This window comes from Staphylococcus shinii (assembly GCF_017583065.1).
GTDB classification, from domain to species: domain Bacteria; phylum Bacillota; class Bacilli; order Staphylococcales; family Staphylococcaceae; genus Staphylococcus; species Staphylococcus shinii.
The window spans coordinates 531,951-545,053 of record NZ_JAGEVL010000003.1 but is presented as its reverse complement, the minus strand read 5'-3'; the positions used below and the strand labels follow the sequence as shown (position 1 = coordinate 545,053).

At 32.7% G+C, this 13,103-nt stretch carries 13 protein-coding genes; 3 read left to right on the top strand and 10 right to left on the bottom strand.

Going from position 1 to position 13,103, the window contains the following annotated elements; all coding sequences use genetic code 11:
• Positions 1–237: 237 nt before the first annotated feature.
• From J5E45_RS06350 to J5E45_RS06320, 7 genes are all read right to left on the bottom strand, one after another.
• On the bottom strand, positions 238–1,266 hold the full coding sequence (locus J5E45_RS06350) for a sensor histidine kinase (RefSeq protein ID WP_101050557.1): 1,029 nt from the start codon (positions 1,264–1,266) through the stop codon (positions 238–240).
• Positions 1,267–1,950, bottom strand: coding sequence for a response regulator transcription factor (locus J5E45_RS06345; protein WP_039068167.1), 684 nt, complete (start codon positions 1,948–1,950; stop codon positions 1,267–1,269). It lies immediately after the preceding gene.
• Positions 1,925–2,377: a DoxX family protein gene (locus J5E45_RS06340; RefSeq protein ID WP_238347245.1), complete on the bottom strand. Its 453-nt coding sequence runs from the start codon at positions 2,375–2,377 to the stop codon at positions 1,925–1,927. The genes J5E45_RS06345 and J5E45_RS06340 overlap by 26 nt, the downstream gene beginning before the upstream one ends.
• An 84-nt stretch (positions 2,378–2,461) precedes the next feature.
• A complete protein-coding gene (locus J5E45_RS06335) occupies positions 2,462–2,905 on the bottom strand; it encodes a DM13 domain-containing protein (protein WP_069793389.1) in 444 nt (147 codons plus the stop codon).
• A 322-nt stretch (positions 2,906–3,227) separates the two neighbouring features.
• The gene (locus J5E45_RS06330; protein WP_208181851.1) at positions 3,228–3,737 is read right to left on the bottom strand and encodes a YfiT family bacillithiol transferase; all 510 of its coding nucleotides are present in this window, start codon (positions 3,735–3,737) and stop codon (positions 3,228–3,230) included.
• 93 nt (positions 3,738–3,830) lie between these two features.
• Complete coding sequence (locus J5E45_RS06325) at positions 3,831–4,274, bottom strand: VOC family protein (protein ID WP_039068171.1); 444 nt, start codon at positions 4,272–4,274, stop codon at positions 3,831–3,833.
• Between the two features lie 109 nt (positions 4,275–4,383).
• A complete protein-coding gene (locus tag J5E45_RS06320) occupies positions 4,384–5,457 on the bottom strand; it encodes a M20 family metallopeptidase (RefSeq protein WP_208181850.1) in 1,074 nt (357 codons plus the stop codon).
• A 223-nt stretch (positions 5,458–5,680) separates the two neighbouring features.
• Here J5E45_RS06320 and J5E45_RS06315 point away from each other — a divergent pair, with 223 nt between their 5' ends.
• Genes J5E45_RS06315 through J5E45_RS06305 form a run of 3 tightly spaced genes read left to right on the top strand, consistent with a single transcriptional unit; the run spans position 5,681 to position 9,339 of the window.
• The gene (locus J5E45_RS06315) at positions 5,681–7,120 is read left to right on the top strand and encodes an NAD-dependent succinate-semialdehyde dehydrogenase (protein ID WP_208181849.1); all 1,440 of its coding nucleotides are present in this window, start codon (positions 5,681–5,683) and stop codon (positions 7,118–7,120) included.
• Positions 7,121–7,142: 22 nt separating this feature from the next.
• Entirely contained in the window at positions 7,143–8,534 is a 1,392-nt protein-coding gene (locus J5E45_RS06310) for a glutamine synthetase family protein (RefSeq protein WP_039068174.1), read from the top strand.
• Positions 8,535–8,571: 37 nt separating this feature from the next.
• Positions 8,572–9,339, top strand: a complete 768-nt coding sequence (locus tag J5E45_RS06305) for an SDR family NAD(P)-dependent oxidoreductase (RefSeq protein WP_039068175.1) — start codon at positions 8,572–8,574, stop codon at positions 9,337–9,339.
• A 310-nt stretch (positions 9,340–9,649) separates the two neighbouring features.
• Here the strand turns inward: J5E45_RS06305 and eutH are convergent, their stop codons facing one another.
• From eutH to J5E45_RS06290, 3 genes are all read right to left on the bottom strand, one after another.
• The gene (gene eutH, locus J5E45_RS06300; protein ID WP_039068176.1) at positions 9,650–10,888 is read right to left on the bottom strand and encodes an ethanolamine utilization protein EutH; all 1,239 of its coding nucleotides are present in this window, start codon (positions 10,886–10,888) and stop codon (positions 9,650–9,652) included.
• Positions 10,889–10,985: 97 nt separating this feature from the next.
• On the bottom strand, positions 10,986–11,552 hold the full coding sequence (locus J5E45_RS06295) for an ANTAR domain-containing response regulator (RefSeq protein ID WP_039068177.1): 567 nt from the start codon (positions 11,550–11,552) through the stop codon (positions 10,986–10,988).
• Between the two features lies 1 nt (position 11,553).
• The gene (locus tag J5E45_RS06290; protein WP_256093222.1) at positions 11,554–12,972 is read right to left on the bottom strand and encodes a sensor histidine kinase; all 1,419 of its coding nucleotides are present in this window, start codon (positions 12,970–12,972) and stop codon (positions 11,554–11,556) included.
• Positions 12,973–13,103 lie beyond the last annotated feature (131 nt).

The window sequence follows — 13,103 nt, the reverse complement described above, 5'->3', positions numbered from 1 at the left end:
AATTACATACAATAAAGTTATTTTTATTATAAAATCCTTTTAAAAAACTGTCATGAAAGTTCATATACTTTATCTACCAATTTATACCTTTGTAATATTAATGTAATTAGTGCGAAAATTCGGGTCTTTTTTAGACTAGAATATCGATTTATATTTGAATAAACATAGCAAAAGGTACGTTGCTTTAGTTATCTAAACACCGTACCTTTTGTCGAATGACAATATAAATTAAATGCTTTAATTTTTCGGAAAATAGACTGTCATCGTCGTACCTTCTTCAAACTTACTATCAACAGAAATTTCTCCTCCGATTTGTTTAGCTAATGTCGACGCAATGTAAAGACCTAATCCCGAACCACCAGTTTCTTTATTTCTCGAGTTATCTACTCTATAAGTTCTATCAAAAATATATTTTAAATGTGCTTGCTTTATACCTATACCTTCATCTTTTATTGAAATTCCTAGCATATTACGTTCATGTTCAAATACAGTAATTGTCACTACTTTATCAGTATCTGAAAATTTCAATGCGTTATCTATAAAATTCGTAATAATCCGTTCTAATGCAATTTTATCTTGATAAAAAGGTTTTATATTAGGAGAAATATTAATTTCTATGTGTCGCTTATTCTTTTTCAAACACTGTTGATATGATTCTAAAATGGGCATTAACAATTGATCAATATTTATTCGCGTATCGGAACGTTTATTATTTACAGACATGACATCTGTTAAGTCATCAAACATTTGATTTAAACGGTCTGCTTGTCTAATAAGCACTTGATAAGCATCTTGCTTAGCTAATTCAGTATAAATCATGCCATCATTAAGTCCTTCTGAATATGACTTAATACTAGCTAACGGCGTTTTTAAATCATGCGCTAAATTCTGAACCATACATAACTTTTCATCTTGTTCTGCTTTAATTTGATTCATTTGTTTGTCGATTCTTATGGTCATTTGGTTAAAAGCATCACTTAATTCTTTTAATTCTTTCGGTGATTGAATGTTTAAATCTTCTACTTTATAATTTCCTTTGGCAATTTGATCAGTACGATCATTTAATCTTTCAATTTTGTGAATCGTTGGAACAGAGAAGAATATCGCGATAGCCATAGTCATCAAGCTCGATACAAAGGAACAAAGTGTGAGTAATATAGTTTGATGAACGTCAAACCACATTAATTTGTATAATATAAAAACTAGAAGTGTCGTTATAAATAATGACCCCATAAATGAATAAATTAATTGTTTTCGAATCGTCATTTAAACACTCCTTTGAAACTTATAACCAAGTCCCCAAACTGTCGAAATAGTATACTCATTAAAATGATTACTTTCCAATTTCTCTCTAATACGATGAACATGGACATTAAGTGAATTGACATCTTCGTAAAATTCATAACCCCAAACTTCTTCAATTAATGAAGTTTTTGAAATAGCTTCATCTTCATGCGTCACAAAGTACCAAAGTAACTCAAACTCTTTAATACGAAACGGTATAACTTTACTATTAATTTCTACAATTTTAGTCATATTATTTAATTTAAGATTTCCACAATTGATAACTTCATGTCTTGTAGGTTTAGTTGTTACTCTATTCAATAAATTTTTCGCTCGTATCACAAGTTCTCGTGGACTAAATGGTTTTTTTACATAATCATCTGCGCCTAACATTAGCCCAAAAATTGTATCTGACTCGCTTGTTTTAGCCGTTAAATAAATGTATGGAATGTCTAGCTGTTGAGCTTTCATTTCTTTAACTACGTCATAGCCATCCGCTTCAGGCATCATAATATCTAACACTAATAAGTCTATAGCTTCATCTAAGAATTCAAGTGCTTCTTTACCATTTTCTGCAAGCGTCACTTGATACCCCTCAAATTCAAAATAAGTTTTACAGATTTCTCTAATATCTTTTTCATCATCCGCTATAAGTATGTGAGTCATTTTCATCATTCCTTAATTGTTTTCTTTTTATAAAATGATTTAAGCTTATTGAATTTATTATCTCTTTATTCATTAATATAATTATAAAGAAAAACAATTGAATTGGGTATGTGAAAATCATATCTGCAAGAATATAATTTAACATTATAAAAACACCAAAAAAGCTTGCTGTATATGAAAGTACACCAAGAATCAGACTAAGGCCTATAGCAATCTCTCCAAGTTGCACCATCCATTTAAATATTTCTAAATGATTCGCCACAACAGCCTCAAAGAAAAATTTAAACCACCTCGGAGAATCTTGGTTTTCTTTAATTACTGATACTAATCCATCTATTGCAAAACCGCCTGTCAATTTTTCATAGCCTTGGAATAGCATATAAAAGCCTGATCCTAATCGAATGATAAGCAATATAATTTTCGATATCATCTCATTAATCCACTCCTTTAAAATATTACGTGGATTGACTCGTCATCTAGTCTAGAAGCCAATCCACATACTAATCAATTATTATTTTAGTTCTGCTGAGCCAAAGGTTACATGGGCTTTATCGCAATAAATTGTTACGGTATTGTATTCATCAGTATTAATACCTTTTAAATCAAATGTTTGCTCTGATTTATCATAATCAACTTTGTCGATTTTCTTCCCTTTTTTAATATCGCCATCATTAGTGAGATATACATGTAAATCTGGGCCTTTAGATGATTGGAAATCTTTTAACATCAATTTATTATCATGAATCATCGCCTTACCTTCCACTTTTTCTTTATTTTCGCCTTTAAACATACCTTCTTTCATGCTTTTACTTTCACCCATATCTTTATTATCCATTTTTGTCTCAGATTTTGTTTCTTCTTCCATATCTTCTTTCTTAGTGTCCATATTATTACATGCTCCTAGTAATAATGATGTCGCTACCGTTCCCGAAATAAATAATGTTTTTATGTTCATAATATATACCTACTCTCAATTTATTTTTTTCATAGTTTAATAATACGGAGCATATAAATCATTTAACATTAACTGATTATTAACCTTTCTTAACTCTTTCTTAAATATAATGAAAGTTTCAGTTAAGACTTTAATATAAATATTTAAATTACTAGGCAATTAAACTTATAGTTGTCTAGCCGTTTTCTAAATAAGCGCATATAAAAAAGCTATGAAATCAACTGATTTAATTGATTCCATAGCGCTTCTTTTTTCATGATAAATGTGATAATTTATAAAGTTAGCTGATGTCTCTTTCATTTACCAATGACTATATTAGCAGTTATTTAGATAATGCAATTTTTATGTGCGCTAAATGATGGTTTTCATGCCATGACAATTTAGCTAATTTTGTAGCAACTGTGATTTCGTCACTACCTTTAAGCGTGAATTTACGTTCTAATTGATCTTTATCAATATGCTTACCCAAGACCACAATACGAGCATTAATACCCTCTAACATTTGAATAGAATAATCGATGGATACTGAATTGTCTTCCAACTTCACCCATTTTTCTTGATCAAACGGCGGAACTATTGGATTATTATCCGTCAATGCTAATTTCAATCTTTGATACATATTGAGTTGTGAGTCTGCAATGTGGTGGACCAATTGTCGTACATTCCAACTTCCTTCGCGATATGTTTTATTTAATTCTTCTTCGGTGATATTTCCAACTACATCTCTTAAACGTTGTGTATAATTGTCGATTTCTACTAGCCATTTTTGAACATCATCTAGCGTTACATTTTCTGGCACATCTAATTCACCTATCGGAAATTTTACATCCATATTAAATCACCTAATTATTAGTTATTTTTGATTCTACTTATGACTACTATATAAATTCTATCCTCAATAGTTGTATTACCAAATCTCATAAATTTAATCCGGTATAATCAACATATTTTGTTCATCAAATTCCCACATATCTCCATATGCAACTTCCCAATAGTAACCATTGATATCTGTAAAATAACCACCGTAACCGCCCCAATCTAAATCTTGAGCTGTTTTAACAACTATTGCGCCAAATGTCTCGACTTGTTCTAAAATTGAATCGACTTCCTCTTTAGATTTGGCGTTATAAGCTAAAGTAATACCTATAAAGCCACCCGTGGTTATTGTAGGAGGATTATCTGCATTAATATCTTTTGCTAATTCTTCAATAGGGAAAATTTCTAATTTTGTACCGTCATTATTAAAAAACACGATTGCTAAATTGTCATCTGTTACCTCGGCAGTTGTTTTAAAACCAATATTTTTATAAAACTGAAGTGATGTCTTCAAATCTTTAACACCTAGCGTGATTAAATTGATTCTATTCATTAGATCTCCTCATTTATTATTGCAATTGAATTGCATATTATTTCCAAGGTTATAATTAATTTTCGTTACAGTAAGACTTTACCCTCGCAATCAATAAGTTATTCTTTTTTTAATGAGCAAAATTCTTACTAAATGAAATAATAATGTCTTTATATGTCTCTAATGATTCAATAATTGCATATTCACCATCTCCATGCCACTCTCCACCGGATGGGCCGAATTCAATAGCGGGAACATCATACCTTGAATAATACCTTGTGTCTGCAAAACCATGTTGGCCAAACACCTCAACTTGATTTTTATCTCCAACAGTTTTTATATGTTGTATCAGTTTTTGAATATAAGGATTGCTTATTTCGTTTTTAACACTTGAACCAGTCAAGTTCAAGAAAATTTCACCATCAGTAACATCATTAATTTGTGCTAAAATATCTTCTTTATCTTGATTCGGTAAATAACGTATATCAAATGAAATCAAACACTCGTCTGGAACTTTATTATATACTTCACCACCTTTAATTTTTGCGAGGTTAATTGAAGGCGCGTCAAATATATCAGTAGACTCTTTAGCAAAGGGCAAATCGAGTATCTTATAATAAACTTCCATTGCTTTAGCAATTGCATTTTCCCCTTCCCAAGGTCTGCTACCATGAGCTGATTTCCCTTTAAATTGAATATCAAATTGCAAAATACCTTTAGCTTGAAAACCGATCCCTATTTGTGTTGGTTCAGCACAAATTACAAAATCACCTAAATAACCTTGATCCGTTAAATATGAAGCGCAATTATATCCTCCGATTTCTTCATCCGTTACTAATTGAAGCTGAACACAGACATCCCCTAAGTCAATATTCTTCAAATCACGCATCGCTACCATAAATGAAGCGACACCTGCTTTCATATCTGCTGAGCCCCGCCCATAAATCTTGCCCTCTTCAATTTGTGGTGTAAATTGGTTCTTTTTACCACTAACAACATCAACATGACCATTTAAAACAAGTTTTTTATTACCTTCTCCTACGTTACAAACAAGCATCTTATAACCATTATTTATTATTATTTCTGATCCCAAACCTTCTTTTTGTAACCATTCCGCACAGTAGTCTATCGTTTCATTTGCAGTATGTTGACTAGAGCTATCAAATTGAATCAAATGTTCTAGTAAATCTAATATATCTTGCATTGACCATACCCCCTGCCTTTAATTGTGAAAAAGTATAATATATTATCTGAATATTGACAAGATTTAAAAATTTTAGTAATCTTTATTTATATCAATATATAAAAGTAACAGGTAATATTATTTTGAATTTTCACAAGTAAATATAAATTAAGCAAAGGCGCTTATATCTCAATCTCGTTGATTGTGTATATAAGCGCCTTTTTACACGTTAAGGGGCGATTTTATGACACGAAATTTAAATTACAATTGGATAAATGGGAAGCAAATTCAAACTGAAAAAACTTTATCAGTTGTCAATCCTGCAAGTGGTAAAACTATTGGAGAAGTTCCTAGTGTAGATGGTTCAACCGTTCAAAAAGCAATTGATAGCGCTGCTAATGCTTTTGAAAGTTGGTCTAATTATACTGCTGAAACTAGACAATCATTTTTAGAAAAGTGGGCAGTGAACTTGCTTAACAAACAGGAAGAACTTGCAGCTATTATGAGTGAAGAACAAGGCAAACCATATAACGAAGCATTTGGTGAAATTGGTGTATGTGCTAAATTCATTCGCTGGTTTGCCGAAGAAGGTAAACGTATATATGGGGAAATTATTCCACCATCATCTGAAAACCAACGTATTTCAGTAATTAAACAACCCGTAGGTGTTTGTGGCCTAATTACACCTTGGAACTTCCCAGGTGCAATGGTGGCACGTAAAGTTGCGCCAGCACTAGCTGCAGGATGTACAGTTATTGTGAAACCGTCTAGTGAAACACCTAGAATTGCTATTGCTATTTTTGAAGAACTAATAGCTACTGGCATCGATAAGGGCGTTGCTAATATTGTTACAGGTAGCTCTTCATTAATATCTGACAAACTATTTAGCGATAAACGTGTTAAAAAAATGTCCTTCACTGGTTCTACCGAAATTGGAAAAACCTTAATGAGCGAAGCTTCCAAACAAATAAAACGTATATCTCTAGAACTTGGTGGTAACGCGCCTGCAATCGTATTACCCGACGCCGATTTAGATAACGCAGCCGACGCTATAGTCGATAATAAATTTGAAAATAGTGGTCAAATGTGTAATGGAATTAACGTCATACTCGTACACAGAGATATCAAATCAGAAATGACCAAAAAAATTATTAGTAGAGTCAATAAATTAAAAGTAGCTCCTGGTAATGAATCCGATGCACAAGTTGGTCCATTAATTAACCAACAGGCTATTGAAAAAGTTGAAAAATTAGTAGCAGAATCTCAGAAAAATGGTGCAACTATTCAAACAGGTGGCCACAAAGCTGATATAGCAGGATCTAAACTTTTTTATCAACCTACTGTTATAACCGATGTCACGCCAAATATGTCGATCGCTCAAGAAGAAATTTTTGGACCAGTAGCGCCAATTATTACTTTTGAATCTACTAAAGAAGCAATAGAAATAGCAAATGCCTCACCTTATGGACTAGCAGCTTACTTTTTCTCTAATAACATTAATACAGTATATCAAATTAGTGAGCAATTAGAATTTGGAATGATTGGCGTTAACGGAACTCAATTAAGTGTACCTCAAGCACCATTTGGCGGTATTAAAGAAAGCGGGATGGGACGCGAAGGTAGTCACTTCGGTCTAGATGGCTTCCTAGAATTAAAATATATTTCACTATCTTTACTTAAATAAAATAGCTAAGGGGATGTCACACATGCAAAACAAAAATAGAGTAACTGGAAATATAACAAAAGATAAATTAATTGAATTAGTCAAATCAGATGAAATTGACACTATAATCATGGGATTTTGTGATATGCAAGGAAGGCTCATGGGTAAGCGAATTACAGGAGACTTTATTTTAGAAAATGATATTTCAGATGGCACACACTTTTGTAACTACTTACTAGGTACAAATTTCGAAATGGATACAAATGAAAACTTTGAATTTATGAATTGGAATAAAGGCTATGGCGACTATTTAGCAGTACCTGATTTAGATACGTTAAAAGTTGTGCCATGGTTAGAAAAAACTGCCATGGTCTTTTGTGATGTCTACTCCGTAGATGGTAGTGAACCTATTTGTATTGCACCAAGAAATATATTAAAACATCAAATCCAAAAGGCTGAATCACATGGTTTATCACCACATATGGCTAGTGAATTAGAATTCTACTTATTCAATAATTCTTTCGAAGAAATTTCAAAACAAGGTTACAACAATTTGGAAGCTGCTGGACATTTAAATGAAGATTACAATTTACTACAAGGCAGTAAAAACGAGCCTATTTATCAAGAAATAAGACACCAAATGCACCTCATGGGAATCACTGTCGAATCTTCAAAAGGTGAAGCATACAAAGGACAGCATGAAATCAATTTAAAATATTCTGATGCTTTAAATGCAGCTGATCAACACATCATGTTCAAACATGGAATGAAAGAAATTTGTATACAAAATGATAAATCCGTAACCTTTATGGCCAAACCTTACGAAGAGTGGACTGGATCGAGTGGTCATATACATCTCAGCATGATGGAAAAAGGAACAAAAACAAATGCCTTCTACGCTGGTGATGATGCCGACGAACCTAAATCTGAAATCATGCAACATTTCTTAGCTGGCATTTTAAAATATACTAAAGATTTTGCTTTAATGTTTGCACCTTACGTCAATTCATATAAACGTTTCGCCCCTAACTCTTGGGCGCCTGTTAGCATCGCATGGAGCAGAGACAATCGTTCAGCAGGTTACCGTGTAGTTGGTGATGGCAATTCATTACGCTTTGAATCACGTATTTCAGGTGCAGATATGAATCCTTACTTAGCATATTCCGCACTTATAGGAGCAGGACTATATGGTATTGATAACAAGATTCCTTTAAGCGAAGAATTGCTTGGTAATGCCTATGAACAAGACAGTATCACTCGAATTCCATCATCATTACATGAAGCTATCTTGCAATGGAAAAATAGTGAAGTTGTCACAGAAGTATTAGGTGAAGATGTCGCAAATCACTATTTAGAAGCTGCACAATCAGAGCAAAATGATTTCGATTCTTACGTCACTACTTGGGAACGTTCACGTTATTTTGAACAGAGCTAATACCATGCAAAACTATTATTATAAGGAGGAACAATTTATGAGACTAAAAGATAAAGTATGTATTATTACCGGTGCAGGTGGCGGTATGGGGAAAATTGCAGCACAAACCTTTGCCAAAGAAGGTGCTAAAGTTGCAGTCTTTGAAAGAGATGAGCAAGCTGGTCTTGAAACTGTGCAAATAATTAAAGACAATGGTGGCGAAGCTACATTGTTCAAAGTAGATATTGCAAACGAAGAGAATGTTAAAAATGCAGTTGCAGACACTGTTCAATCTTATGGAAAAATTGATGTACTATACAATAATGCAGGTGTTATGCCTGAAGCAGATAATTCTGTAGTAAATACAAGTGAAGATGTTTGGGACTTAGTCATGAATATCAATGTTAAAGGCATTTTCTTTATGACAAAGTATGTAATTCCTGAAATGGAGAAACGTAATTCTGGTTCTATTATTAATATTGCATCATTTGTCGCCGAAATGGGTTGTTCTGTACCACAAGATGCTTATACCGCATCAAAAGGCGCTGTTGTTTCTTTAACTAAATCCTTAGCTATACAATTTAGGCCTAAAGGTATTAGAACTAACGCAATAAGTCCCGGACCAATCGAAACACCATTACTAATGGAGTGGTTAGTCTCAGATGAAGAAGCTAAAAACACTAGATTAAACAGACAACCAACTGGCCGCTTCGGGAAACCAGAAGATATTGTAAACTGTGCGTTATACTTGGCGTCAGATGAATCAGACTGGACGAACGGCGCAAATATTAACGTAGATGGTGGTATCACTGCAAACTACTTTTAAATAATTACACATTGATATAAATACTTTAGAATGCTTACGTAAAAAACCATGTACTTCATGGCCTTTTAGTACACATTTAGAAATAGACATACACTAATACTTTAAGTTAACTATTAACTTAAAGTATTTTCAATCAAATTTGCTTAATAAGACATAAATTAACCCCGAGACATTATAAGTCTCGGGATTTTTAATTTTATATACAATAACTGTGACATTCTTATTTTTTTATCAACTTTGTAAGAATTATATTCGAAACAATCATCCTGAATAATGAAAATTCTGGATTTATAGACTCGAGCTATTACTATTACTTATTTTTTAGGTATTCATTTTCACCAATAATGCCGGCACGTCTATCAATTTCCTCTAGTTTTTTAGCTTTTGGAATACATAATATATATGCAAATATAATCGCAATAATACCTGCACTCAACTTACCAATCATTACAGCAGGTATCAGTGTAGGTTGAAAATTTGCTGTATAAGAAAGATGATCTCCTAACAAGAATGCCGAGCATACACCAAATGCAATATTGAGCACCTTATCTTTTGGTGGCATATCTCTTACAAGTTTTAGCATTGCTAAAATGTTCGCAATTGTTGCAATAAAACCTGCGCTTCCTACCTCACTTAACCCTACTTTACTTCCAACTTTGTGCAGTCCTTTAGAAAAATATTTACGAATTAAATATACCATCGGAAAAGCGCCTGATAACATAATAGCGATATTACCTGCATTTTCTAATGCTCTAAAATTGTCTTGCTTATCAGCCATAATGGGATCAAATCCCCAACTACCAAATATAGTGGTAAACAAACCTGTAAATATTTCTACTACAGAAAAGACAAATACTAATTTAATACATGTATCTAGAACTTTACCAAAGACAATAAATATTTTAATCATAATGTCAGAAAAGAAATACAACCCTATTGCTGTGATTAATACAAATAGAATTAATGGTAACAGATTAATAAATACCGTAGACATGCTAATTTGAAATATATGTGTTGCTGCACTTGTTGTATCAATAACTGTTCTAATTTTTGTATGGCTTAATAGAATTATTACCGTGGAAATAAAAACACCAAATGGTATAGCCAATAGCCCTGACAATATTCCTAACGCCATATACTTATGATCTCGTTTATCTAGCATTGGCAACCCTAGCGGTATTGTAAACACAATCGTTGCCCCTGCCATAAAGCCAACAATCATCGCCATTATCCATCCTTCATAACTTTGCTTTAAAACATCTGCAAGTTGATATCCTCCCATATCTGTTGCAAGTATAGAGGTCGCTGCAATTGCTGGATCAGCACCAATCTTGTCAAATAGTGGTCCAAAAACTTGTTCTATGAATTTTGAAATAAAAGGAATTGATGCCATGATACCTGCTGAATTAGCAAAAATAGGCCCAATAGTATAAATTCCTTCCATAAACTCTTTACCTATACCTTTATCTGCATTACGAATCGCACCAAATGCACCTAACACTGCGCATGCCATAATAATATAAATAATTACCGTTCCAATATGCTCCATGATGATTCCCCCATTGTTAAAGGCTATAAAAAAACAAAAAAGTACCTATTTGATTAATTCAAATAAGCACCTTTGCTTTTTATATTCACTTGTTTTGTTATCTCAATTTTTCTATGATTTTAGAAGCTTCAATTTCAATACCCACTTGCTTATCCATACTCTTTCGCCTGAGTTTCTGATAAGCTGCTTCTTCTGTTAAATTTAATTGCTTCATCAATATGCCTTTTGCTTTTTCAACAAGTTTCCTATCGTCCATTTGTTTTTTAGTATGATCCACTTCAAATCTTAATTCAGCAATATTTTGAGCTTGCCTCATTGCAATCTCAACAGCTGGTAATAATTGCGCTTCGGAAATAGGTTTCACAATATAGCCTACTATATTAGCTTGTTTCGCCTCTTCTACATATTCACAATGACTATATGCCGTCAGTAGCAATATTGGAATATTATATTTTTTCGAAATGATTTTGCTTGCTTTTAAACCATCCATTTTCGGCATTTTAATGTCCATAATGATTAAATCTGGCCGAAACTTATCAGTAGCTTCTAATGCTTTTTCTCCATTACCAACTTCAGCAACTACATTATAATTCGCAGCTGCCAACATTTCTACGATATCCATCCTAACGATTGACTCGTCTTCAACAACTATAATAGATGTCATTTTAATTCTCCCCTTTGTATTGAAACTCCACTCTCGCATTCGTTCCAACACTGTTACGTTCAATTATAAATGCCCCGTCTAAGTCATTTTCCGTAATTGTGTTTACAATTTTCAAACCAAATGATTGTTTGAATTCACACGCAGTCTTGCCCGTGTCTTGTACATTTAAATTAATTAATTCATATTGAGCATTGTATGATAGACAAACTGTGATTACCCCTTTTGTTTGTCCATTAAATGCATGTGTTAAGCAATTCGTTATAAGTTCATTTGCAATTAATGCGATAGACACTGCAATATTTGAAACTAAGTGGATGTTTTCATCTGTTTTATAATCAATATGTATCCTTTTATTAGGAGTTTCGTTATAAACTATCATATTTCCAATTTTTTTAATTAATTTATCAATATTTACAGAGTCTGTGGATGATTCATCTAGTATCACTTCATAAACAGATGCGATACTTAAAATTCTATTAAGGCTTTCTTGGAAATACTTTTCACTTCCATTGGGTAATCCTCGTCTCATCTGTAAACGCAATAAACTAGCAACAGTCTGTAAATTATTTTTCACACGATGGTGTATCTCACCGATAGCGACTGATTTAGATATTAATGCACGTTCTTTTTCTTTTAAATCTGTAATATCTTTTAACAAAATTAAATGACCGGTCATCACACCATCTTCAAGCAACTGTATACATTTAATTTGAAAATAATGTCCTTTTAGAGCACGCTCTTCAATTGTGATAATTCGTCCATCTGTTAACATATTTTCGATAGATGGAAACAATTCTATGAAATTCAATCCTGCTTCACAGTCCAAATGTAAAAGTTCACTTACCATTGCTTCTCCTGCTAAATTAAAGTAACGTATGTTCAACTCATTATCTAAATCAAACAAGCTTTCCTCAATCATGTCTGGTACAAAAATTGGATCACTCTCTGAATTCGACACCAAATCACTTAAAGTACTGGTTGCTTGTGTTAATGCTTTCAATCTTTTTTCTTCCATAATTTTATTACTGACATCTATTTCCATTATTAGAATACCAATAATTTCATTAGCTAATTTAATTGGCGTAGCGCTCTGTTCTACTACTTTACCCTCTTGCGAAATAGCGCGATGTTGTGCAAATTCACTACCTGAAAGTACTTCAAATACAGCTGGCTCAAACTTTTCATAAACATTAGCTTCTACTACAGACCCTTGATACAAGCTTTTACAATTCACCGGAACTGCTTCTGCAACAACAATAACTTCACCATGCTTTTCTATTGGACAATCAATAAAAACGTTTGCCTGATTCAAGTTGGCAATCATTTGTAATTGTTCTGATACCTCTGAAATCTTATTTATTGCTGCCTCTGACAACATTGTCCTTGCTTTACATCTTATGCTTACTTCATCGATATGCATCATTCCAAACATATTTATGTGAATATTTTGTTTTTTATATTCATATACTATTATGAAATTTTGTCAAAAATATGTCAATTCAAAACGCAATAATTCAAAATTTTATAGTAATTTCACACTAGGCGATGAAT

What these genes read in the sequence shown, in the direction of transcription:
- J5E45_RS06350 (WP_101050557.1), bottom strand. Translation starts at nt 1,266, where the DNA reads ATGACGATTCGAAAACAATTAATTTATTCATTTATGGGGTCATTATTT.
- J5E45_RS06345 (WP_039068167.1), bottom strand. Translation starts at nt 1,950, where the DNA reads ATGACTCACATACTTATAGCGGATGATGAAAAAGATATTAGAGAAATC.
- J5E45_RS06335 (WP_069793389.1), bottom strand. Translation starts at nt 2,905, where the DNA reads ATGAACATAAAAACATTATTTATTTCGGGAACGGTAGCGACATCATTA.
- J5E45_RS06330 (WP_208181851.1), bottom strand. Translation starts at nt 3,737, where the DNA reads ATGGATGTAAAATTTCCGATAGGTGAATTAGATGTGCCAGAAAATGTA.
- J5E45_RS06325 (WP_039068171.1), bottom strand. Translation starts at nt 4,274, where the DNA reads ATGAATAGAATCAATTTAATCACGCTAGGTGTTAAAGATTTGAAGACA.
- J5E45_RS06320 (WP_208181850.1), bottom strand. Translation starts at nt 5,457, where the DNA reads ATGCAAGATATATTAGATTTACTAGAACATTTGATTCAATTTGATAGC.
- J5E45_RS06315 (WP_208181849.1), top strand. Translation starts at nt 5,681, where the DNA reads ATGACACGAAATTTAAATTACAATTGGATAAATGGGAAGCAAATTCAA.
- J5E45_RS06310 (WP_039068174.1), top strand. Translation starts at nt 7,143, where the DNA reads ATGCAAAACAAAAATAGAGTAACTGGAAATATAACAAAAGATAAATTA.
- J5E45_RS06305 (WP_039068175.1), top strand. Translation starts at nt 8,572, where the DNA reads ATGAGACTAAAAGATAAAGTATGTATTATTACCGGTGCAGGTGGCGGT.
- eutH (WP_039068176.1), bottom strand. Translation starts at nt 10,888, where the DNA reads ATGGAGCATATTGGAACGGTAATTATTTATATTATTATGGCATGCGCA.
- J5E45_RS06295 (WP_039068177.1), bottom strand. Translation starts at nt 11,552, where the DNA reads ATGACATCTATTATAGTTGTTGAAGACGAGTCAATCGTTAGGATGGAT.
- J5E45_RS06290 (WP_256093222.1), bottom strand. Translation starts at nt 12,972, where the DNA reads ATGCATATCGATGAAGTAAGCATAAGATGTAAAGCAAGGACAATGTTG.